The sequence below is a fragment of the Curtobacterium sp. MCBA15_016 genome, from assembly GCF_001865105.1.
Lineage (GTDB): Bacteria > Actinomycetota > Actinomycetes > Actinomycetales > Microbacteriaceae > Curtobacterium.
Genome location: NZ_MJGR01000034.1, coordinates 390,316 through 412,407, shown reverse-complemented (window position 1 = coordinate 412,407; position 22,092 = coordinate 390,316). Strand labels below are relative to the sequence as shown.

21 protein-coding genes and 1 pseudogene are annotated in these 22,092 nt (G+C 72.1%); 14 read left to right on the top strand and 8 right to left on the bottom strand.

What is annotated here, in order from left to right; genetic code table 11:
* Window positions 1-31 precede the first annotated feature (31 nt).
* The 3 genes from BIV03_RS15670 to BIV03_RS15660 are packed head-to-tail and all read left to right on the top strand — an operon-like array spanning window position 32 to window position 3,368.
* A complete protein-coding gene (locus BIV03_RS15670) occupies window positions 32-724 on the top strand; it encodes a FadR/GntR family transcriptional regulator (RefSeq protein ID WP_071296313.1) in 693 nt (230 codons plus the stop codon).
* The gene (locus BIV03_RS15665) at window positions 721-1,815 is read left to right on the top strand and encodes an acetamidase/formamidase family protein (protein ID WP_071296312.1); all 1,095 of its coding nucleotides are present in this window, start codon (window positions 721-723) and stop codon (window positions 1,813-1,815) included. Before BIV03_RS15670 ends, BIV03_RS15665 begins: the two co-directional genes overlap by 4 nt.
* On the top strand, window positions 1,812-3,368 hold the full coding sequence (locus BIV03_RS15660) for an AtzH-like domain-containing protein (protein WP_071296311.1): 1,557 nt from the start codon (window positions 1,812-1,814) through the stop codon (window positions 3,366-3,368). The genes BIV03_RS15665 and BIV03_RS15660 overlap by 4 nt, the downstream gene beginning before the upstream one ends.
* 41 nt (window positions 3,369-3,409) lie before the next feature.
* Here the strand turns inward: BIV03_RS15660 and BIV03_RS15655 are convergent, their stop codons facing one another.
* The gene (locus BIV03_RS15655) at window positions 3,410-4,237 is read right to left on the bottom strand and encodes an RNA methyltransferase (RefSeq protein ID WP_070419033.1); all 828 of its coding nucleotides are present in this window, start codon (window positions 4,235-4,237) and stop codon (window positions 3,410-3,412) included.
* 108 nt (window positions 4,238-4,345) lie between these two features.
* On the opposite strand from BIV03_RS15655, the gene BIV03_RS15650 reads away from it, so the two are divergent.
* The 3 genes from BIV03_RS15650 (at window position 4,346) to BIV03_RS15640 (ending at window position 6,743) form a co-directional block, all read left to right on the top strand.
* Window positions 4,346-5,200: an NAD-dependent protein deacetylase gene (locus BIV03_RS15650; protein ID WP_071296376.1), complete on the top strand. Its 855-nt coding sequence runs from the start codon at window positions 4,346-4,348 to the stop codon at window positions 5,198-5,200.
* A gap of 55 nt (window positions 5,201-5,255) precedes the next feature.
* Window positions 5,256-5,894, top strand: coding sequence for a histidine phosphatase family protein (locus BIV03_RS15645; RefSeq protein ID WP_070419604.1), 639 nt, complete (start codon window positions 5,256-5,258; stop codon window positions 5,892-5,894).
* A gap of 99 nt (window positions 5,895-5,993) precedes the next feature.
* Window positions 5,994-6,743, top strand: a complete 750-nt coding sequence (locus tag BIV03_RS15640) for a hypothetical protein (protein ID WP_071296310.1) — start codon at window positions 5,994-5,996, stop codon at window positions 6,741-6,743.
* 51 nt (window positions 6,744-6,794) lie between these two features.
* On the opposite strand, the gene BIV03_RS15635 is transcribed toward BIV03_RS15640, so the two are convergent.
* Together BIV03_RS15635 and BIV03_RS15630 are read right to left on the bottom strand one after the other, a co-directional pair.
* Complete coding sequence (locus tag BIV03_RS15635; protein WP_071296375.1) at window positions 6,795-7,877, bottom strand: glycosyltransferase family 1 protein; 1,083 nt, start codon at window positions 7,875-7,877, stop codon at window positions 6,795-6,797.
* A gap of 5 nt (window positions 7,878-7,882) precedes the next feature.
* A complete protein-coding gene (locus BIV03_RS15630; RefSeq protein ID WP_083403476.1) occupies window positions 7,883-8,896 on the bottom strand; it encodes an alpha/beta fold hydrolase in 1,014 nt (337 codons plus the stop codon).
* A 152-nt stretch (window positions 8,897-9,048) separates the two neighbouring features.
* Here BIV03_RS15630 and treS point away from each other — a divergent pair, with 152 nt between their 5' ends.
* Together treS and BIV03_RS15620 are read left to right on the top strand one after the other, a co-directional pair.
* Window positions 9,049-10,767, top strand: a complete 1,719-nt coding sequence (treS, locus tag BIV03_RS15625) for a maltose alpha-D-glucosyltransferase (protein ID WP_229087346.1) — start codon at window positions 9,049-9,051, stop codon at window positions 10,765-10,767.
* Between the two features lie 158 nt (window positions 10,768-10,925).
* Window positions 10,926-11,672 (top strand): 3'-5' exonuclease, encoded by a 747-nt coding sequence (locus tag BIV03_RS15620; RefSeq protein WP_175473596.1) that lies wholly within the window; start codon window positions 10,926-10,928, stop codon window positions 11,670-11,672.
* A 719-nt stretch (window positions 11,673-12,391) separates the two neighbouring features.
* On the opposite strand, the gene BIV03_RS15615 is transcribed toward BIV03_RS15620, so the two are convergent.
* From BIV03_RS15615 to glgA, 3 genes are all read right to left on the bottom strand, one after another.
* Window positions 12,392-12,640, bottom strand: a complete 249-nt coding sequence (locus tag BIV03_RS15615) for a type B 50S ribosomal protein L31 (protein WP_070419036.1) — start codon at window positions 12,638-12,640, stop codon at window positions 12,392-12,394.
* A 121-nt stretch (window positions 12,641-12,761) separates the two neighbouring features.
* Window positions 12,762-13,544, bottom strand: coding sequence for an ABC transporter ATP-binding protein (locus BIV03_RS15610; protein WP_070419037.1), 783 nt, complete (start codon window positions 13,542-13,544; stop codon window positions 12,762-12,764).
* A 9-nt stretch (window positions 13,545-13,553) separates the two neighbouring features.
* Window positions 13,554-14,753 (bottom strand): glycogen synthase, encoded by a 1,200-nt coding sequence (gene glgA / locus BIV03_RS15605; RefSeq protein WP_071296309.1) that lies wholly within the window; start codon window positions 14,751-14,753, stop codon window positions 13,554-13,556.
* Between the two features lie 47 nt (window positions 14,754-14,800).
* Here glgA and BIV03_RS15600 point away from each other — a divergent pair, with 47 nt between their 5' ends.
* Window positions 14,801-16,042, top strand: a complete 1,242-nt coding sequence (locus tag BIV03_RS15600) for a glucose-1-phosphate adenylyltransferase (RefSeq protein ID WP_070419039.1) — start codon at window positions 14,801-14,803, stop codon at window positions 16,040-16,042.
* A gap of 87 nt (window positions 16,043-16,129) precedes the next feature.
* Window positions 16,130-16,768: a phosphoserine phosphatase SerB gene (serB, locus tag BIV03_RS15595; RefSeq protein ID WP_083403475.1), complete on the top strand. Its 639-nt coding sequence runs from the start codon at window positions 16,130-16,132 to the stop codon at window positions 16,766-16,768.
* Between the two features lie 105 nt (window positions 16,769-16,873).
* On the opposite strand, the gene fabG is transcribed toward serB, so the two are convergent.
* Window positions 16,874-17,587, bottom strand: coding sequence for a 3-oxoacyl-ACP reductase FabG (fabG, locus tag BIV03_RS15590; protein WP_071296371.1), 714 nt, complete (start codon window positions 17,585-17,587; stop codon window positions 16,874-16,876).
* Between the two features lie 166 nt (window positions 17,588-17,753).
* Between fabG and BIV03_RS15585 the strand changes: the two genes are divergently transcribed.
* The 3 genes and pseudogenes from BIV03_RS15585 to BIV03_RS15575 all read left to right on the top strand — a co-directional run bounded on the left by BIV03_RS15585 (window position 17,754) and on the right by BIV03_RS15575 (window position 19,455).
* Window positions 17,754-18,173, top strand: a complete 420-nt coding sequence (locus BIV03_RS15585) for a DUF3099 domain-containing protein (protein ID WP_070419042.1) — start codon at window positions 17,754-17,756, stop codon at window positions 18,171-18,173.
* Window positions 18,173-18,379: pseudogene (locus BIV03_RS15580) on the top strand (hypothetical protein); the annotation flags it as partial. The gene BIV03_RS15585 and the pseudogene BIV03_RS15580, both read left to right, overlap by 1 nt.
* A 98-nt stretch (window positions 18,380-18,477) precedes the next feature.
* Window positions 18,478-19,455 carry an SURF1 family protein gene (locus BIV03_RS15575; protein WP_083403474.1) on the top strand — a complete coding sequence of 326 codons (978 nt, stop codon included), beginning with the start codon at window positions 18,478-18,480 and terminating at the stop codon, window positions 19,453-19,455.
* 103 nt (window positions 19,456-19,558) lie between these two features.
* Here BIV03_RS15575 and BIV03_RS15570 read toward each other — a convergent pair whose 3' ends face one another.
* A complete protein-coding gene (locus BIV03_RS15570) occupies window positions 19,559-21,157 on the bottom strand; it encodes an ABC-F family ATP-binding cassette domain-containing protein (RefSeq protein ID WP_031261586.1) in 1,599 nt (532 codons plus the stop codon).
* Window positions 21,158-21,272: 115 nt separating this feature from the next.
* Here BIV03_RS15570 and BIV03_RS15565 point away from each other — a divergent pair, with 115 nt between their 5' ends.
* Entirely contained in the window at window positions 21,273-21,872 is a 600-nt protein-coding gene (locus BIV03_RS15565) for a biotin transporter BioY (RefSeq protein ID WP_070419044.1), read from the top strand.
* Window positions 21,873-22,092 lie beyond the last annotated feature (220 nt).

The following is a 22,092-nucleotide window of genomic DNA, read 5'->3' as shown; positions in this document are numbered from 1 at the left end:
AAGCAGACCAATGGACCCTAGGCTCCTGCCCATGCAACGAGGACGCACCCTGAGCGCCGCCACCGCCGCGCACCTCGCGCGCCTGGTGCTCGAGGATCTCGCTCCGGGTGACAAGCTGCCCCCGGAACGGACCCTGGCCGAGGACCTCGCCGTGTCGCGCACGACCGTCCGCGAGGCCATGCAGGAACTCGAACGCCGACGCCTCGTGTCCCGGACGCCCGGTCGCGGGACGGTCGTGCTCCCCCGGTCCGAGGAGGCCACCGCGCTCCTCGAACGCCAGACCGGTGTCGGGCACGCCGAGGACCTCGCGCACCGGGCCGAGAACGTCGCCGAGTTCCGGGCCGTCGTCGAGCCCCAGGTCGCCGCGCTCGCCGCAGCCCGTGCCGGCGAGGCCGACCTGCTCGCGCTCGAACGGATCCTGCAGGCCACGCACGCCGGTCTCAGCCCCGAGGAGTCCCTCGCGCAGGACGTCGCGTTCCACGTGCAGGTCGCTCGGGCCTCCGGCAACCCGCTCCTGGTCTCCCTGTGCGAGCTCAGCAGCGGCTGGGTGCAGGACGTCCGCGCCCGGTCCCACAGCACGAGCGAGGGCCGCCGGTCGTCGTTCGTGTGGCACGAGCAGATCCTCGACTGCATCCGCCGACACGACGAGGGGGCCGCCCGCGCGGCGATGACCGACCACCTCGCCGACGTCGCCCACCTCGTCGAACGGAAGGCCGACCGATGACGACCCCCGCGATCCCGACCCTCCAGCCCGGAACGGGACCGGTCCGCGCCGACCGCTACCTGCCGGTCGACCCGGACACCGTCCTCTGGGGGCGGCTGCCGAACGCCGACGACCGACCGGCGATCACCGTCGTGCCGGGCGAGTCGGTGACGATCGACACCGTCAGCCACGAGGGGATCCTCCCCGACCAGGGCAGCGACCCACGTGCCTTCTTCGCCACGCACGGCGTCGCACCGGAGCACGTGCTCGACGACGCCGTCGCGATCGCCCGGACCGGACGCCGCGACCCCGACGCGGACGGACCGCACGTCGTGTCCGGGCCCGTCGGCGTCGCGGGCGCACGACCGGGGGACGTCCTCACCATGACCGTCGTCGAGACGCTCCCCCGCGTGCACTACGGCGTCGTGTCGAACCGCCACGGCCGGGGCGCGCTGCACGGCGAGTACCCCGTCGACGGCACGACCGTGAGCGTCTTCGCCGACGTCGTCGACTCCCCCGCCGGACTCCGCGGCCGCATCCCCCTGACACCCGCCCGCGAACGGTTCGCCCGGTTCCCGCTCGCCCCGTTCCTCGGGATCATGGGCGTCGCGACCCCCGGGGAGCGCCGGCACTCGGTCCCGCCGGGCCGCCACGGCGGGAACATCGACGTGAACCTCCTGCAGGCGGGCACGCAGCTGCACCTGCCCGTCCTCGTCCCCGGTGCACTCGCGTACGTCGGCGACCCGCACTTCGCGCAGGGCGACGGCGAGGTGGCGCTCACCGCGATGGAGGCCTCGCTCCGCGCGACGGTCCGGTTCGACCTCACACCGGCCGACGAGGCCGCGAGCCGGTTCGGCGACCTGGTGTGGCCGGTCGCCGAGACCCAGGAGTACCTCGTCCCCACCGGGATGGACCCGGACCTCGACGAGGCCGTCCGGGAGTGCGTCCGGCACGCCGTCGCGATCCTCGGTGCGCGGTGGGGCATGGAGCCGCACCTGGCGTACGCCTACCTCTCCGCCGCGACCGACTTCGACATCTCGCAGGTGGTCGACCTCGTCACCGGTGTCCACGCCCGCATCCGCAAGGCCGACTTCGAGGAGCCCGCCCGATGACCACGCACCCCGACGCTCCCGAGGGTCTCCTCGAGGCACTCGACGCGTACGAGGCCGCCCTGCTGACGAACGACCTCGACGCCCTCGACGACGCGTTCGTCGACGCACCCGGCACGATGCGCGGCGACGACCGCGGGCTGCTCGTCGGCCACGACGCGATCAGCGCCTTCCGCGGAGCACGCGGCGGGGTCGCGACCAGGACGCTGACGCGGGTCGAGGTCCGGCCCCTCGCCGAGGACCTCGCCCTCGTCGTGTCGGTGTCCCGGTTCGCCGCCGGCGGCCACGGCCTCCAGACCCAGCTGTGGCGCCGCACGACCGCACACGACGACACCGGCCCCGTCGTGCGCTGGCGCATCGAGGCGGCACACGTGACCGGCCGCCCCCGCGCCTTCGACCCGACCGTCTGGCGGGCCGTCGGCGACCCGCTCGTCGCACCCAGCGCCTCCGGGCCGCTCGACGGGCGCACCGTCGCGGTCAAGGACCTCTACGCCGTGCCCGGCCAACCCGTCGGTGCCGGCAACCCCAGCTTCCTGCGCGAGGCGCCCGTCGAGACGGTCGCGGCACCGGCGGTCGCGGCGCTCCTCGCCGCCGGTGCGGCGATCCGCGGGATCGCGCGCACCGACGAGTTCGCGTACAACCTCACCGGACGGAACGAGCACCACGGCACACCGCCGAACGCCGCGGACCCGACGCGGCTGCCAGGAGGCTCGTCCAGCGGCTCCGCGTCGGCCGTCGGTCTCGGCACGGCCGACATCGGGATCGGCACGGACACCGCCGGGTCCGTCCGGGTCCCCGCCTCGTACCAGGGGCTCTGGGGCCTCCGGACGACCCACGGCACGGTCCCCCGCGACGGTCTGCTCCCCCTCGCACCGTCCTTCGACACCGTGGGGTGGCTCGCCCGCGACGCCGAGACGCTCCTCGCCGCGCTCGACGCCACCGTGCCCGACCCCGGGACGGCCCCGGCACCGACGCCCCTCGTCGTCCCGGAGGACCTGCTCGCCCTGGTCGACCCCGACACCGCCGCGGCGTTCTCCGCGTTCACCCGGTCCCTCGACGACGAACCCGACCGGGTCCGGCTCGCGGACCTCGGCGTCCCCGCCCCCGACGAGCTCCGCGAGCTGCTCCGCCTCGTGCAGGCCGCCGAGGCCGTCGCCGCCCACGGAGCCTGGATCGCCCGACACCCCGGCGCGTTGAGCACCGTCGTCGGGGACCGGTTCGCAGCAGCCGCGGCGAACGACCCCGCCGCCACCGCCGACGCGGTCCAGCGCCTCGGCGTCGTCCGGGACACCATCCGCCGGGCGCTGGTCGGCCGGACCCTCGTGTTCCCGACCGTGCCGGGCCCCGCGCCGCTCGTGTCCGCCGACGCCGCCGCACTCGAGCGCACCAGGACCGCGACGACGGGGTTGACGAGCCTCGCGAGCGTGGGCGGCCTCCCCGCGGTGAGCGCCCCCGCCCTCACCGTCGACGACGCCCCGGTCGGCGTGTGCCTGGTCGGCGCGGTCGGCACCGACCGCGACCTGGTGCGCCGCGCACGAGACCTGACGACCCGCTGAGGCGCGCCGGACGACGGAGGCGACCCGCGCCTCCCGGCCCCTCAGGCCCGCGCGGAAGCGAGCCGCTGCGCGTGCGTGACCGCCCAGAGCCCGACGGCGCTCGCCGCGGCGACGTTCAACGAGTCGACGCCGTGCGCCATCGGGATGCGCACGGTGGTGTCGGCGGACGCGATCGCCGCCGGCGTGAGGCCCTGCCCCTCGGTGCCCATCACGAGCGCCACGCGGTCCGGGACGTCCGCGACGAACGCGTCGAGGTCCACCGAGCGGTCCGTCAGGGCCATCGCGGCGAGGTGGAAGCCCTGCGCCCGGAGCTCCTCGCCGGCGGCCGGCCAGTCGCCGATGCGGGTCCACGGCACCTGCAGCACCGTGCCCATGCTGACGCGGACGCTGCGCCGGTAGAGCGGGTCGGCGCAGCGGGGGCTGACCAGGACGGCGTCGGCCCCGAGGCCGGCGACGCTCCGGAACACCGCGCCGACGTTGGTGTGGTCGACGATGTCCTCGAGCACCACCACGACCCTGGCGTCGCGCACCACGTCCGCGACGCTCGGCAGCTCCGGGCGGTGCATCGCGGCGATGGCGCCGCGGTGCATCCGGAAGCCGGTGAGGTCCTCGAGCAGGTCGTCGGGGCCGACGAACACGGGGCCGTCGTGGTCCGCGACGACCGGGAGCACGCTGTCGAGCCACTTCTCCTGGACCAGCACGCTCCGCGGGACGTGCCCGGCGCGGACCGCCCGCTCGATGACCGTGTTCGACTCGGCGATGTAGAGGCCGCCCTCCGGCTCGGACACGCGCCGCAGGGCGACGTCGGTGAGCCTGGCGAAGTCGTCGAGGCGGGGGTCGTCGAGGGAGTCGATGCGGACGGCGTGCACGGGGCTCGTTTCGGGGTCGGTGTGGGGGCCGGTGGCGGCGGGGCACGGCCTGGCGTCGTCCACGGGAAGTGACCGGGGCGGTCGGCTGTTGAGGGTACCGTGAACACGATGGCGACGAGCGAACCGACCAGCCCCGCGAGCGCGACCGCGTCCGGGCACGCCCTCGACCGCGCCGTCGAGCTCCTCGCCGGCAAGCGCATCGCCGTGCTCTCCGGCGCCGGGCTCAGCACGGACTCCGGCATCCCCGACTACCGGGGCGCCGGCCGCGTCGTCCGGAAGCCGATGACCTTCCAGGAGTTCCGCGCCGACCCCGCCAAGCGGCAGCGCTACTGGGCCGGTTCGCACCTCGGCTGGCGCACCTTCGCCTCGGCCCGTCCGAACGCCGGGCACCAGGCCCTCGCGGCACTCGAACGCGACGGCATCGTCACGGGGGTCGTCACGCAGAACGTCGACGGACTGCACCTCCGCTCCGGATCCCGTCGGGTCGTCGAGATCCACGGGTCGATGGACCGTGCCGTCTGCCTCACCTGCGGGCAGGTGTTCTCGCGCGCCGACCTCGCGACCGTGCTCGACCGGGACAACCCGTGGATCGACGAGCCCGGGTCGGTGCAGCTCCAGCCCGACGGCGACGTCGAGATCACCGACGTCGAGCGCTTCCGGGTGCCGGACTGCTCGGTGTGCGGCGGGGTGCTGAAGCCCGACGTGGTGTTCTTCGGCGAGTTCGTCCCGGCCGAGAAGTTCCGCGAGGCCGTCTCCATCGTCGCCGAGGCCGACGCGCTCCTCGTCGTCGGCTCGTCCCTCACCGTGAACTCCGGCGTCCGGCTCGTCGACCACGCCGCACGACGCAAGCACCCCGTGGTCATCGTGAACCGCGGCACGACCCGCAGCGACCCCCGGGCAGCGGTCAAGATCGACGCCGGCACGACCGAGACGCTCGAAGCCCTGGCGGCACGGCTGCGATGAGGTGCCGCGCCGCGTCCGGGACGAGGTGCCGCGCCGCGTCTGGGATGATCGTGCGGTGACGACGCTCCTGTACCTGGTCCGGCACGGCGAGACCGACTGGAACGCCGAACGGCGCATCCAGGGCTCGACGGACATCCCCCTGAACGACACCGGACGCCGACAGGCCCGCTCCACCGCGACCCTGCTCGACCGCCGGCGGTTCGACGCCGTCGTCGCGTCGCCGCTGTCCCGGGCGTTCGAGACCGGCTCGATCATCGCGGACCACCTCGGTCTCGCAGCGCCCGCCACGTACGCAGGGCTGGCGGAACGCTCCTACGGCGAGGCCGAGGGCCTGACCGACGACGAGGTCCGCGAGCGCTACCCGCACGACGACATCCCCGGCCGCGAGTCCCGCAGCGCGTTGCTCGACCGCGTCACCGAGACACTCGCCGAGATCGCGGTCCGGTACGACGCCGGCAGCGTCGTCGTCGCGACCCACGGCGCCGTGATCCGCAGCATCGTCAACGCCGCTGCCCCCGGCACAGCCGACCGGCACAGCACCCCGATCCGGAACGGATCCGTGCACTCGTTCCGGTGGGACCCCGAGCGCTTCCACGCCGAACTCGTGCGGTTCGACGACCCGATCGACGGGGTCTCGGACGGGCCCGGCCGGTACGCCTTCGAGTACCAGAACCCGCTCGAGCGCCGCGGGTAGCCGCCGCAGGGAGCCGCCGGGGCGAGCCGCTGCGCGCTGTCGGTGGTGTCGTACTAGGCTCCGATGCACTCGCAGACCCGAGCGCGTTAGGGGGCTGACATGACCGTCGACGGACCCGGTGGTGGGGGCGCTCGGCCCGGCTGGCCGCGGTCGCCCGATCCGGACGACCTCGATCGTGCCTTCGGCCCGGGCACGGCATCCGTCCCGGTGCGGACCCCGCGGCAGCGTGTCCGACGCAGCGCCCTCGTCGGAGTGGGCGTGATCGTCGCGGCCGGTGTGCTCGCCGTCGTGCTCGTCACCATCATCGGCAGCGTGCAGAACGGCGTCGGCGGGGTGTTCCCCCGCCCCGATGCCGCGCTCGACCGGTTCGGCAGCGCCGTGCGGGACCTCGACGGCGTCGAGGGCGTGCGCGACGCCGAACCGAAGAAGACCTCGTTCGCGAGCTACGACGTCGAGTCGACCGTCTCGGTGTCGCCGACGCTCTCCGACGAGGAGCGGACCGCGGTCGTCGACGACCTGCGCGCTGCAGCCAAGGCGGCGAGCGGCAACGGCGTCCGGGTGTTCGCCGTGGCGGACCTCGGTGCGCTCGAGATCGGGGTCTCTCCGGACGAGCGGACCACGGAACAGCGTCTGACGCTCGCCCGGCAGCTCGACGCGATCGGCGGTGTCTCGGGCGTGCGGTGCTCCTGGAGCGACGGCGGCCCGTCGGACGAGCCCGCCGACCAGGCGATCACGGTCGAGACGATCGGGCGCGGGGCTGCCCTCGACGCCGTGGTGGCGAAGGCGACGCAGGAGGCGCAGGCGGTGTTCCCGGGGGCCACGGTGTCGGCGGAGCGGCCGTCGTCCTGAGGCGGGTCGGTGTGCGCGACCGGTAGCCGACGTCTGCTGGCTCGGGCCGGCCTACTGCCCGGGGGTGGCCCCGCGGGCCGCGACCGCCTGCTCCACCGCGCGGACGACCTGCTCCGCCGAGGTCTTCCACCGGAACCGCCCGGCCTGCACGACCGATGCCCGCGAGGCCTCGTCCCACCGTGCCTCGAGCCGGCGCACCGCAGCCGCGACGGCCGACGGCGACGACGGGTCGAAGTACTCCGCGACGTCCCCGCCGATCTCGCGGAAGATCGGGATGTCACTGACGACCACCGGCGTCCCGACGCCCATCGCCTCGACGAGCGGGATGCCGAAGCCCTCGTCGTACGACGCCGTCGCGAGGGCCGTCGCCGACCGCAGCACCGACAGGTACTCGTCGTCGGAGGCGCCGTCGTGGAACACGATCGACCCTGCCGGCGCGAGCCGTTCGAGCCGCGCTCGATCGGCGGCGGACACGCGGGACATGCAGTGCAGCACCCAGTCCGCGCCGAGCAGCGGCATCGCGGCGGCCAGGGTCTCGACGTTCTTGTACGGCATGAACGAGCCCATGTACACGAGGGACTTCTCGCGCGGACCGCCCTCGGACCGAGGGGTCGCGGGGTCGGCGGCGTTGTACGCGACGGTGACGGGGCGCTTCGTCAGCCGGTGCTCGGCGATGAGGCCGGCGGTCGTCTCGGACACCGTCACGACCCCGTCGGCGCCGTTCAGGAGCAGGCGCTGCGGCACCCAGCTGAGGTGGAAGGCACGCCAGCCGAGGCGGAGGGGCCACGAGAACTCCCGCGGGGGCGTCCGGTTCCGGTAGTAGATCAGGTCGTGGAGGGTCAGCACGAGGGCGTACTGCCGACCGCGGGACCCCATGGTCTGCATGGGCGAGAAGACGGCGTCGAGCCCGAGGCGGTTGACCTTCCGCGCGACGAGGGGCTCCCCCGGCTCGGTCGGCGCGGGCAGGAGTTCCCACGGCAGGTCGGACGGCAGCGACTCGAGCTGCCGCTCGTCGTGCACGAGCAGGGTGTAGTCGTGTCGCTCGGGCAGGTGGGCGACGACGCCGGCCGTGAACCGGCTGATGCCGTCGTGGCGGCCGATGCGGACGTAGCGGCAGTCGATCCCGATGCGCAGGCGGGTCACGACGCGGCACCGTCGGCCGGCGGGGTCGGCGGCGCCTTCGGCTTCGGTGTCTCCTTCGGCTTCGGTGTCTCCTTCGGGGCACGCTTGGACCCAGGCTGCGCTCCCTTGCGGCCGCGCTTCGGGGCGTCCGCCATGCGTCGCAGCACCGCGGACGCAGCGGCGCCGGGCGTCTCGTAGTGCACGAGGTGCCCGACGTGCGGCACGACGACGAGCTCGGCGTCCGCGAGGCGTGCGGCCAGGGCACGCTGCTCGGGCACCGCCGTGATGTCGTCGCGCTCGGCCGCGATCATCAGCACCGGCACGGTGATGCGATCGGCGTACTCGGCGACGTCGTGCGTGACCGAGGTGCGGAACGCCTCGAGCACGCTCGTGCGGTTCGCGAACGCCGAGAAGTACCGGTCGTGCTGGTCGTGCACCCAGCGCCGGAGGTCACGGTCGTGCGACTTGAGCATCGCCAGGCTCATCACGCGCACGATCGCCGGGTTGCGGAGCAGTCCGAGCCCGAGCGGCTTCGGCAGCACGGCGCCGGCACGGTAGTACCCGATCGCGATCGCCGTGCCGACCGCACGCGGACCCTGCAGTGCCGGGGCGGCGATCGGGTTCACGAGCACGAGCAACCGCGTCGCGAGGCCGGAGGCAACCGTGGCGGCCACGACGATCGACCCGAACGAGTGCCCGAGCACCACGGTGTCTCCACCGAGGCCGAGCGCCGCGTGGAAGCCGCGCAGCCACGCGACGTAGGAGTCGATGTCGGACACGGGCAGCGGATCGGAGATGCCGAAGCCGGGCAGGTCCGGCACGATCACCCGGACCCCGTCGAGGTGCGCGGCGATCGTCTCGAGGCCGTGGTGGTCGCCACGGAACCCGTGCACGGCGAGGACCGTCTGGGTGGCGTCGGACGGGCCGTACTCCCAGAAGTGGGTGGTGCGGCCGTCGACCTGCACGGAGCGGTGGACGACCGTGGTGGCGGCCATCAGCGACTGGTACGGGGAGAGCACGGGCGGTTGCATCCCCGTCAGTCTACGAACGCGCGCCGGTGCGCCGACGTCACCCACGCTGGATGGTGGACGACTCGCGGCCGCGACGTGCCTGTGGAGGACGACCCGCGCCTCCAGGCCGTGCATTCTCCGGACAACTCCATGCACCGCGGCCTAGCGTGTCCATGGTGACGTTCACCGCCCCGATCCAGCTCCCCGGCCTGACACTGGACCCGCAGTGGTACAAGCGCTCGGTCTTCTACGAGTGCATGATCCGCTCGTTCGTCGACTCGAACGGCGACGGCATCGGGGACATCCAGGGCGTGATCGGCAAGCTCGACTACCTGCAGTGGCTCGGGGTCGACGCCCTCTGGCTGCCGCCGTTCTTCCAGTCGCCGATGCGCGACGGCGGGTACGACATCGCCGACTACAAGGCGATCCTCCCGGAGTTCGGCACCCTCGACGACTTCCGCGAACTCGTCACCAAGTCGCACGAACGCAACATGCGCATCGTCATCGACATGGTGATCAACCACACCAGCGACCAGCACGAGTGGTTCCAGCAGTCCCGCGAGGACCCGGACGGCCCCTACGGCGACTTCTACGTCTGGCGCGACACGGACACCGACTACGAGAACATCCGCATCATCTTCGTGGACACCGAGGAGTCGAACTGGACCTTCGACCCGGTCCGCCGCCAGTTCTTCTTCCACCGGTTCTTCTCGCACCAGCCCGACCTCAACTTCGAGAACCCGGCCGTCGTCGAGGCCGTGTACGACGTCGTGCGGCACTGGCTGGACCTCGGCGTGGACGGGCTCCGGCTCGACGCGATCCCGTACCTGTTCGAGTCGGAGGAGGGCAACGGCGAGGGCGAACCCGAGACGCACGAGTTCATCAAGAAGCTCCGCGCGATGGTGGACGACGAGTACCCCGGGCGTGTCCTGCTCGCCGAGGCGAACCAGTGGCCGCGCGAGACCGCCGCGTTCTTCGGCACCGACGAGGAGCCCGAGTGCCACATGGCGTTCGACTTCCCGGTGATGCCGCGCATCTTCTACTCGCTCCGTGCCCAGCACGCCGCCGAGCTCAAGGCGATCCTGTCCGAGACGCTCGACGTGCCGGCCTCCGCTGCGTGGGGTGTCTTCCTCCGCAACCACGACGAGCTCACGCTGGAGATGGTCAGCGAGGAGTACCGGCAAGCCATGTACGGCTGGTACGGCTACGACCCGCGGATGCGCTCGAACATCGGCATCCGCCGACGCCTCGCTCCCCTGCTCGACAACTCGCGCGCCGAACTCGAACTCATCCACGCCCTGCTGTTCTCCCTCCCGGGGTCGCCGTTCCTCTACTACGGCGACGAGATCGGGATGGGCGACAACATCTGGCTGCCGGACCGCGACTCCTCGCGCACGCCGATGCAGTGGACGCCGGACCGCAACGCCGGCTTCTCCACCGCGGACCCGGGCAAGCTGTACCTGCCCGTCGTCCAGTCCCTCGTGTACAACTACGCGCAGGTCAACGTCGAGGCGCAGCTCGCCCAGTCCCGGTCGCTGCTGCACTGGGTCCGCAACGTGATCCACGTGCGGAAGGCGCACCCCGTGTTCGGGCTCGGGACGTTGGCCGTGCAGGACACCTCGAACGACTCGGTGCTCGCGTTCGTCCGGTCGTGGGAGGGCTCCGGCTCCGGCCACCAGTTCGGCCCCTCCGCCGAGGACGTCCTCTGCGTCTTCTCCTTCGCCACCAACCCGACGTCGGTCACCATCTCTGCGCCGGAGTACGCCGGGAGGCCGTTGTACGACCTCTTCGGCGGCGGCTCGTTCCCGTCGTTCGACGCGGAGGGCCAGGTCACGCTGACGATGGGGACGCAGTCGTTCTACTGGCTGCACGTGGGTGCGCCGGTCGGGTAGCGGCGTCCTGGAGGCGCGGCTCGGCCCCGGTGGGCGGGTCGCGTCCTCGTCTGGTCGCGTCGCGCCCGGTGGGCGGGTCGCGTCCCCCGTCCGGTCGCGTCGCGCCCGGTGGGCGGGTCGCGTCTCGGCGTGTCGGTGCGTCCGGTTAGCCTGACCGCGTGACGTTCCCCACAGCGCAGCTCGACTCCCCCGCTCCGGCCCAGGACCTCTCGGGTCGGCCCTGGTGGCACGCACTCGGCGTGTTCGACCTCGAGACCACCGGCGTCGACGTCGAGACCGCCCGGATCGTCACCGCCCACGTCGGCCTGATCGACATGACCGGTCGCTCCATCGTCGAGGGCGCCTGGCTCGCCGACCCCGGGGTCGAGATCCCCGAGGGCGCTGCCGCCGTCCACGGCATCACGACCGAGCGCGCTCGCGCCGACGGCCGCCCCGCCGCCGAGGTCGTCGCCGAGATCATCGCCGCGGTCGAGGCCGTCTTCGCCCGGGGCATCCCGCTCGTCATCTACAACGCCCCGTACGACCTCACCGTCCTCGACCGCGAGGCCAAGCGCCACGGCATCGCCTCCCCGGTCATCGGGAACGTCGTCGACCCGCTCGTGATCGACAAGGCGCTCGACACCTACCGCAAGGGCAAGCGCACCCTCGAGGCCGCGTCGGAGCTCTACGGCGTCACCCTCTCCGATGCGCACGACGCCGGAGCCGATGCCATCGCGGCCGGGCGTGTCGCGCAGGCCATCGCGGCGAAGTACCCCGAGGAGCTCGGCGTCTCCGCCGAGGAGCTCCACCGCAAGCAGGTCGGCTGGTGCGCCGAGCAGGCGTCCTCGTTCCAGGACTACATGCGGAAGAAGCGCGACCCGGCCTTCACCGCCGACGGCCGCTGGCCCCACCGCAACGCCGGCTGAGGCGCCCGTCGGCGGGCACGGCTCGCCCGGCGTCGCACCACGCTTCCGACGCCGAACCACGCCCGTCGCCTGCCTTCGAACCACGAATCCGACACCGAACCACGCCGGTCGCCTGGTTCCACGTCGGATCCGTGGTTCGACGCGCGCCCCGGCCGGTCCGCCCGCGTCCCGCACCGACGCCCGCGCCGCTCCCGCACGGCGTCCCGCTCCGCTCCCGCACGGCCGCACAACCAAAGTCCGTCCGAACCGCGCCATCGCACGGCGCAAACGCACTTGCGTTGTGCGCCGGCAATCCGCACCGCCCGACCCTCCGGCCGCACCAGCGCTACGTCGGCCGCACCGCCCGGAGCACACCGCACAGCCCCACCGCCCGCGCCACCTCGGCCGGACACGACGTCGAACCACGCTTCCGACGTCGAACCACGCCGCTCGCCTGGTTCGACGTCGGTTCCGTGGTTCGAACCGTCGCCGCGGCCATGCCCGCACCGCCCGGCCGCAACGCGCACCGCCCACCCAACGTGCCACGCCCCGGCCGCACCGGCCGCCCGACGTGCAGCACCGCCCGGCCGCGACGCGCACCGCCCGCCCAACGTGCCGCCCCGCCCCAGCCGCACCGCCCCGCGCACCGCCGGCCCGACCCTGCCGCCACACCCCCGCCAACGACGGAACGGGCGGCCCTCCCGCAGGAGAGCCGCCCGTTCGAGCGTCCGGAGGACTGCTTACTTGCCGAAGCTCTTGAAGCGCTGGTTGAACTTCTCGACGCGACCGGCCGAGTCGAGGATGCGCTGCTTGCCCGTGTAGAACGGGTGCGACGCCGACGAGATCTCGACGTCGATGACCGGGTAGGTCGCACCGTCGAGCTCGATGGTCTTGTCGCTGTTCGCGGTCGAACGCGTCAGGAACGTCTCACCGGAAGCCAGGTCACGGAAGACGATGGCGCGGTACTCGGGGTGGATGTCGGTCTTCATGGAGATTCCTCGGTTGCGATGATGGGGACGTGCGCGGCACTCGTACACGCACGACGCGGGAAGTCTGCGGCTTGCGCCAGCCATCTACGTTACCAGACGACCGACCGGATCGGGAGCAGTGTCACGATGCGCGCGCCGTGTACCGGCCGGCGTCCTTCGACACGGTGAGCTCGATGCCGAACGCCTCGGTCAGGGTCGGAGCGGTGAGGACCTCGTCGATCGGCCCGGCAGCCTGCACGTGCCCGTCCGCGAGCACCAGGGCGTGGGTGAACCCGGCCGGGATCTCCTCGACGTGGTGGGTCACGATGACGATGGCCGGCGAGTCCTCGCTCTGCGCGTAGCCGCCGAGGGTCCGTACGAGGCTCTCACGCGCGCCGAGGTCGAGCGACGCGGCCGGCTCGTCGAGGAACAGGATCTCGGGGTCGGTCATCACCGCACGGGCGATCTGGACGCGCTTCTGCTCGCCGTCGCTGAGCTCGCCGAAGGTCCGGTCGGTGAAGGCACCGAGGCCCCACTCGTCGAGCACGCGCTGGGCGCGGCGGACGTCGAGCTCCTCGTACTCCTCGTTCCAGCGGCCCGTCACCGAGTACGCCGCGGTGAGCACGACGTCGATGACCTTCTCGGTGACCGGGATGCGGCGCGCGAGGGCCGTCGACGCGAAGCCGATGCGCGGACGCAGTTCGAACAGGTCGGCACCGCCGAGCTCGGTGCCGAGGACCTCGACCTCACCCGAGGTCGGGAAGGTCTGGGCGCCGGCGACCTGCAGCAGCGTCGTCTTGCCGGCACCGTTGGCACCGAGGACGACCCAGCGTTCGTCGTCCTGCACCTCCCACGAGATCCCGTCGAGGATGGTGGCCCCGTTGCGGACCACGGAGACGTCTGACAAGCGCACGACCGAGGGCATGCGACCAGCCTAGGGGTTCTGCCCGAGCACCTCGTCGTAGACCTGGCGTGTCCGCCGGGCGATCGCGTCCCAGGTGAACTCGGTCTCGACGCGGAGGCGTCCGGCGCGGCCCATGAGCTTCGCGAGCCCCTCGTCGGCGAGCACCTCGGTGAGGGTCGCGGCGAGGTCGGCCACGTAGCGGTCCGGGTCCGTCGGGGTCCCGGTGCCGTCCTGTGCCTGGTCGATCGGCACGATGCGACCGGTCAGTCCGTCCGCCACGACCTCGGGGATGCCCCCGGTGCCGGTGCCGACGACGGGGATCCCGCACGCCATCGCCTCGAGGTTGACGATCCCGAGCGGCTCGTAGATCGACGGGCAGACGAACACGGTGCCCGACGACAGCACGTTGACGATCTCCTCGTGCGCGAGCATCCGGTCGATCCAGACCACCCCGTCACGAGCGGAACGCAGCGAGTCGACCAGACCCGTGACCTCGGCCATGATCTCCGGCGTGTCCGGCGCACCGGCGCAGAGCACGATCTGCACGTCCGCCGGCAGCGAGGCCACCGCCCGCAGCAGGTACGGCAGGCCCTTCTGCCGGGTGATGCGTCCGACGAACACGACCGAGCGACGCGACGGGTCGATCCCGAGCGCACGGACGGCGTCCTCGTCGACGGTGGGCTTCCACTCGTCGATGTCGATGCCGTTGTAGACGACGTGCACCTTCGCGGGGTCGATCGACGGGTACGAGCGGAGGATGTCCGCGCGCATCGCCTTCGACACGGCGATGACACCGTCGGCGTGCTCGAACGCCTCGCGCTCCATCCAGCTCGACAGCCGGTACCCGCCGCCGAGCTGTTCGGCCTTCCACGGGCGGAGCGGCTCGAGGCTGTGCGCCGTGACGACGTGCGGGATGCCGTAGGTCAGCTGCGCGATGCGTCCCGCCGAGTTCGCGTACCAGGTGTGCGAGTGCACGAGATCCGCACCCTCGACGTCCGCGGCGATCGCGACGTCGGTGCCGAGTGCCTGCAGCGCGCCGTTCGCCTGCTCGAGGCCGCCGGGCGTCCGGTAGGCCCACACGTCGGCCTCGTCGCGGAACGCCCCGAAGGCGCGGACGCGCACCTCGGTGTCGGTGTCGGACCGCAGCGCCGCGGTCAGTTCGGCCACGTGGACACCCGCACCGCCGTAGACCTCCGGCGGATACTCCCTGGTCAGCAGATCGACTCGCACGCGTTCAACGTAACGGGTTCCCAGTGCTGACGCCTACTGTGAGCGGCATGGCACCAAAGAAGGTCTTCGGCATCGTGCTCGCCGGCGGCGAGGGGAAACGGCTCATGCCACTCACGGCCGACCGTGCGAAACCCGCTGTCCCGTTCGGCGGGAACTTCCGTCTCATCGACTTCGCGCTCTCCAACCTCGTCAACTCCGGACTGCAGAAGATCGTCGTCCTGACGCAGTACAAGTCGCACAGTCTCGACCGCCACGTCGCCGAGACCTGGCGCATGGAGGGCCTGCTCGGGTCCTACGTCGCGTCGGTGCCGGCGCAGCAGCGGCTCGGCAAGCGGTGGTTCGCCGGGTCGGCCGACGCGATCCTGCAGTCGCTCAACCTGCTCCGCGACGAACGCCCCGACATCGTCGTCGTGGTCGGCGCCGACCACGTGTACCGGATGGACTTCCACCAGATGGTCGAGGCGCACATCGCCTCCGGCCGCAGCGCCACGGTCGCCGCGATCCGCCAGCCGATCGGCCTCGCCGACCAGTTCGGCGTGATCCAGGTCGCCGACGACGACCCGACGAAGATCGAGGCGTTCCTCGAGAAGCCGAAGGACGCCGTCGGGCTCGCGGACTCCCCCGGCGAGATCCTCGCGTCGATGGGCAACTACGTCTTCGACGCCGACGCCCTGGTCGACGCCGTCCTCCGTGACGGCCAGATCGAGGCGTCGGACCACGACATGGGCGGCGACATCGTCCCCGACTTCGTCGCGCGTGGCGACGCGGGCGTCTACGACCTCAAGCGCAACGACGTCCCCGGGTCGAACGAGCGCGACCGGTACTACTGGCGCGACGTCGGAACGATCGACTCGTTCTACGACGCGCACATGGACCTCATCGCACCGGTGCCGGTCTTCAACCTGTACAACCAGGACTGGCCGATCTTCAACCAGCAGACGAACCTGCCCCCGGCGAAGTTCGTCCGCGACGCGAACGGCAACACCGGCTCGACGGTCGACTCCCTCGTGTCGCTCGGCTGCCTCGTGTCCGGCGCCCAGGTCGAGCGCAGCATGATCGGCCCGTGGTGCGGGATCGACTCCGGCGCGAAGGTCCTCGACTCGATCGTCTTCGAACGCGCTTCGATCGGCGCCGGCTCCGTCGTGAACCGCGCCATCCTCGACAAGGACGTGGTGATCGCCCCCGGCGCCCAGGTCGGCATCGACCGCGAAGCGGACGAAGCGCGCGGCTTCACCGTCACCGAGTCCGGCATCACGGTCGTCGGCAAGGGCGTGCGCGTCGACGCGTAGCGTCGCGTGGGCACGAACGGACGGCCCAGGAGGCGCGGCTGGCGTCATGAACGCCGGCCGCGCCTCCTGAGTCGGTACCGTTGGTGCGTGCCACGCTTCCTCGTCGTCCTCGATGCCGATTCCACGCTCCTCGAGGACGAGGTCATCGAACTCCTGGCCGACACGGCGGGGACCCGGCCACAGGTCCAGGCGATCACGGAGCGCGCCATGCGCGGCGAGATCGACTTCGCCGAGAGCCTCCGGGAGCGTGTCGCGACCCTGGCGGGCCTCCAGGACGACGTCTTCCGGGGTGCACAGCAGGCGGTCCGCGTGACGCGGGGTGCCGACCAGCTCGTCCGCGGGGTGCACGCCGCCGGCGGGACCGTCGGCGTCGTGTCGGGCGGCTTCCACGAGGTCCTCGACCCGTTCGCCGAGCAGCTCGGACTCGACCACTGCCGGGCGAACCGGCTCGAGGTGGTGGACGGCGTCCTCACCGGGCGGGTCCTCGGCGACGTGGTGGACGCGCACGCCAAGGCCGTTGCACTGCGCGAGTGGGCCGCGTCCGACGACGTACCGATCGTCCGCACCGTCGCGATCGGCGACGGCGCCAACGACCTCGAGATGATGCGTGTGGCCGGACTGTCGATCGCGTTCGACGCGAAGCCGCTCGTCCGCGAGCAGGCCGACGTCGCGGTCGTCGACCGTGACCTGTCGAGCGTGCTCGCGACGCTCGGCCTGCGCGGCTGACCCGCCCCGCTGGCGCCGACCTCACGGCCTCAGCGACACCTCACGGCCGACCGGGGGCGTGAGGTGTCGCTCAGCGCGTGACGTCGGGGCGACCCCTTCGGGTGCCTAGTGCCCCATCCCGAGGCCGCCGTCGACCGGGATGACCGCGCCGGAGATGTACCCCGCCCCGTCGCCGGCGAGGAACAGCGTGGCGTCCGCGACGTCGTCGACGGTGCCGTACCGCGCCGCCGGGATCTGCTTCTTGAACTCGGCCTGCAGTTCCTCGGGCAGAGCCGCCGTCATGTCCGTCTGGATGAACCCGGGCGCGACGACGTTGGCGGTGATGCCGCGGGAGCCGAGCTCGCGCGTGATCGACCGGGCCATGCCGACGAGGGCGGCCTTCGACGAGGCGTAGTTGACCTGGCCGACCTGGCCGTAGGCACCGACGACGCTCGACATGAGCACGATGCGGCCGAACTTCGCCTTCATCATGCCCTTCGTGGCGCGCTTGACGACCCGGAACGTCCCCGTGAGGTTCGTGTCGATGACGCTCGTGAAGTCCTCCTCCGACATGCGGAGCAGCAGCTGGTCGTTCGTGATCCCGGCGTTCGCGACGAGGACCTCGATCGGTCCGAGCTCGGCCTCGACCTGCGAGAAGGCGGCGTCGACCGAGGCCGTGTCGGTGATGTCGGCCTGCACCGTGAGCGCGCCCTCGGGGCCGCCCCGGCCGCTGCGGGACGTGACCGCGACGCGGTGGCCGGCGGCGACGAAGCGCTCCGCGAGGGCGTGGCCGATGCCGCGGTTGCCGCCGGTGACGAGGACGGTACGGGGGGTGCTCATGGTCGCTCCGTTCGGGGTGGGTTGCACGGCGCGCCGGGCCCGGACCGGGTCGGACACGCCCGGAAGAGCGTACCGGAGCCGATACGCGCACCGTGTCCGCGCGCGGCGGAACCATCCGGGCCCGCGCGGAGTTAGGCTTTCCCTCGGGCAGAGGAAAGAACATCGGATGAAGACGACGCACAGCATCACCACCCTCCCGGACTCTCCGGAGCAGGATCGTGCGCACCGCCTGTCCCGGTACGTCTGGCAGATGGCCCTCCGCGTCGTGTTCTTCATCGGTGCGGTCGTCGTGTGGTCGATCTGGCACACGTGGATCGCCGTCATCCCGATCGTCCTCGCCGGCGTGATCCCGTGGGTCGCCGTCATCATCGCCAACGCGGGCAGCCGTGCCGAGAGCGACATCGTGACGCCTGCCGGTGCGATCCAGCTCTACGACGCCGTGGACCCGCGACTCCGCGAACAGCAGGAGGACGCCCGGGCCGAGGCGTACCGCGCCGAGCAGGACCGGCTGCGCGAGCAGGCGCAGGACGCGCAGGCCGAGTGGCAGCGCAACGGTGACCGCTCGCGTGTCTGGGGACGTCGCTGATGGGGGCCACGTTCGACCTCTTCACCGAACCCGGCTCGACCCCCGTGTGCTCGCGTGCCGGCTGCGTGTCGACCGCCTCGTGGCGCGTCAACTGGCGCAACCCGCGGATCCACGCGACCGACCGGGTGAAGATCTGGGCCGCGTGCGACGAGCACCGTGACTTCCTCGCCGACTACCTCCGGTCCCGGTCGTTCCCCGTCCGGGTCACGGGCATGCACGAGGACGTGGACCGCCTCGACGACGAACGCGACCCGGCCGACGCCCCGAAGAACGACGTCGGTGCACGCGCAGCCGGTGACCGTCGGTGAGCCAGCAGTTCGACCCGAGCTCCCGGTACGGCCGACGGCACGCGCAGAAGCTCGAGCGCGCTGCGGCCGCCTCCGCTGCCGACGGAACCTCGCGAACCGCCGAACGTGATCCGGACGAACCCTTCGTCGGCTGGCGCTTCGTCCGCAGCCGGCGGTGGCTCGGCTACTTCGCCATCGCGGTCGCGTTCGCGATCGTGTGCGCGCTGTTCGGCATGTGGCAGTGGGACCGCCGGAACGAGGCCGTCCGCCAGAACGAGCAGGTCGCGCAGAACTACGAGCACACCCCGGTCCCCCTCGACGAGGCGCTCCCGACGGCGTCGAGCTGGAACGACGGCAAGACCTGGCTCCGCGTGAGCGTCACCGGCCGCTACGACACCGACGACCAGCTGCTCGTCCGGAACCGCGTGCACAACGGCCAGCCCGGCTTCGAGGTCCTCACGCCGCTCGTCACGGCCGACGGTCGTGCGTTCGTCGTCGACCGCGGCTGGGTCCCCACCGGCAACGCACAGGACGCCCCCGACCACGTGCCCGCTCCCCCGTCCGGCGAGGTCACGGCGATCGTCCGCCTGCAGCCGAGCGAACCGCGCATTCCCGGCCGCACCGACCCGGCCCACACCGACCAGGTGCAGTCCGTGACGCTGTCCGACGTCGGCAAGAAGGTCGACACGCCCATCTACACCGGGGCGTACGGGCAGCTCGCGTCCGAGTCCCCCGCCCCGACCGAGGCTCGCCCGCTCGGCTGGGAGCGCCCGACGGCCGACACGGGGCTGCACCTCAGCTACTTCATCCAGTGGTTCATGTTCGCGGTCGGCGGGTTCGGGTTCCTCGCCTACCTGATGGTGCAGGAGTTCCGGAACCTGAACCAGGACGACCCCGAGGAGCGCGAGCGCGCCCTCGAGCGCCAGCGCCGCAAGGACGCGAAGCCGAAGACGGACGCGCAGATCGAGGACGAGCTGCTGAACGCGGGTCGCTGACGCCAGCACAGGGCTGACGCCGCCCAGGACGGACTGGAGGCGCGGTGCCAGCTGGCACCGCGCCTCCAGTCCGTCGACGGGTCGCGCCCGTCGGCGGTGCGGGTCACGCGAGCTCGATGAGCTCCGCGTAGTCCTTGTTCCAGTGGTCCTCGGTGCCGTCCGGCAGGAGCAGCACCCGCTCGGGGTTGAGCGCCTCGACCGCACCGGCGTCGTGCGACACCAGCACCACGGCACCCTCGTAGCCAGCCAGCGCGCCGAGGATCTCCTCGCGCGAGGCCGGGTCGAGGTTGTTCGTCGGCTCGTCGAGCAGCAGCACGTTCGCGCCAGACACGACGATCATCGCGAGCGAGAGCCGCGTCTTCTCACCGCCGGAGAGGACACCGGCCTTCTTGTAGCCGTCGTCACCGGTGAACAGGAACGAGCCGAGGACCCGTCGCGCCTCGGTCTCGTTGAGGTCGTTCGACGCGGACACCATGTTCTCGATCACGGTGCGGTTCACGTCGATGTTCTCGTGCTCCTGCGCGTAGTACCCGATCCGCAGGCCGTGCCCTGGAAGGATCTCCCCCGTGTCCGGCTGGTCGGCGCCCGCGAGGATGCGCAGCAACGTCGTCTTGCCGGCACCGTTGAACCCGAGGATCACGACGCGCGAGCCCCGGTCGATGGCGAGGTCCACGCCGGCGAAGATCTCGAGCGACCCGTAGGACTTCGACAGCCCCTCGGCCATCAGCGGGGTGCGGCCGCAGGGTGTCGGGGTCGGGAAGCGCAGCTTCGCGACGCGGTCCACGGCGCGCTCGTCCTCGAGCCCGGCGAGGAGCTTCTCCGCACGCGCGACCATCTGGTGCGCCGCTGCGGCCTTCGTGGCCTTCGCACCGAAGCGGGCGGCCTGGTCCTTGAGCGTGGCGGCCTTCTTCTCGGCGTTCGCGCGCTCCTTGCGGCGGCGCTCCTCGTCGGCGGCACGCTGCCGCTGGTAGAGCTTCCACCCCATGTTGTAGACGTCGATCGACTGGCGGTTGGCGTCGAGGTAGAAGACGCGGTTGACGACCTCGTCCACGAGCTCGACGTCGTGGGAGATGACGATCACACCGCCCGGGTACGTCTTGAGGTGTTCGCGCAGCCAGATGATCGAGTCGGCGTCGAGGTGGTTCGTCGGCTCGTCGAGGATCATCGTCTCGGCGTCCGAGAACAGGATCCGGGCGAGCTCGATGCGACGGCGCTGACCACCCGACAGCGTCTTGAGCTGCTGGTCGAGGATGCGGTCCGGCAGCTTGAGGTTCGACGCGATCGACGCCGCCTCGGCCTCGGCCGCGTAGCCGCCGAGCGCGTTGAACTGGTCGTCCAGCCGGCTGTACCGCCGCATGGCCTTCTCGGCGACGGCGGTGTCCGTGCTGGCCATGTCCAGCGTTGCCTGGCGGATGCCCTCGACGAGCTCGCCGAGCCCACGGGCGTCGAGGATGCGCTTGCGGGCGGTGTCCTCCGGGTTGCCGGAGCGGGGGTCCTGCGGCAGGTACCCGATCTCGCCGGAGCGGTCGATCTTGCCCCCGGTCGGCTGGGTCTCACCCGCCAGGGCCTTGGTCATCGTGGTCTTCCCCGCGCCGTTCCGGCCGACGAGGCCGATCTTGTCGCCCTTCTCGACGCGGAAGGACACGTTCTCCATCAGGAGGCGAGCCCCGACGCGGATCTCGAGGTCGTGCACGGCAAGCACAGCAGACGTCCAATCAGTTGGTGGATGTGCACAACGGTGTGTGCGGGAGGTGCACCGCTACGCTGACGGGACCGATGGTCCCGAACGGGACCAGCAGTCCATTCTAGGAGAATCCATGACGAACGCCACCGGGTTCGCTCGCCGCGCAGTCCTCGCCGACCGTCTGCGCACCCACGGCCTGGCCACGAACGCCGCCCTGGTCGCCGGCGGAGCACTCTTCACCGCCGCCATGGCGCAGGTCGAGGTGCCGATGTGGCCGGTGCCGATCACGGGCCAGACCCTGGCGGTCGTGCTCGTCGGTGCCACCCTCGGTGCCCGCCGCGGCATGCTGTCGCTGCTCGTCTACGCGGTCGCCGGACTCGCCGGTGCGCCGTTCTTCGCCGACTTCACGGGTGGCCTCGGCGCCCTCGCCGTGCCGAGCTTCGGCTACGTCATCGGCTTCATCCCCGCCGCCGGCGTCATCGGCTGGCTCGCCCGCCGCGACTGGGACCGCCACGTGGGCCGTGCCGCGGTGGCGATGCTCGTCGCCAGCGCGATCCCGTTCGTCACCGGTCTCCCCTACCTGGCCGTCGTGCTCGGACAGCTCGGCGCGCCGAACGATCTGCAGTCGGTCCTCGCGGCCGGGCTCTACCCGTTCATCGTGGGTGGCATCGCGAAGGCCCTCATCGCCGCGGGCATCGTGCCGCTGGCGTGGAAGGTCCTCGGCCGCCGCTGAGTCCCGTCGCAGAAGGGCCCCGCACCGGACGGTGCGGGGCCCGTCTGCGTGCGCGGGGGCGGGGGGCGGCGGCGGGCGGTCGCCGAGGTCGCACGACACGCCGTGCGCGGTCAGCCGAGGTCGCACGACACGCCGCTGGCGCGCGTCGCGGGCGACAGGTTGCGTGACCTCGGCGTCGCGCCCCGCGCGGGTCGCCAGCACAGACGGACGGGAGGCGCGG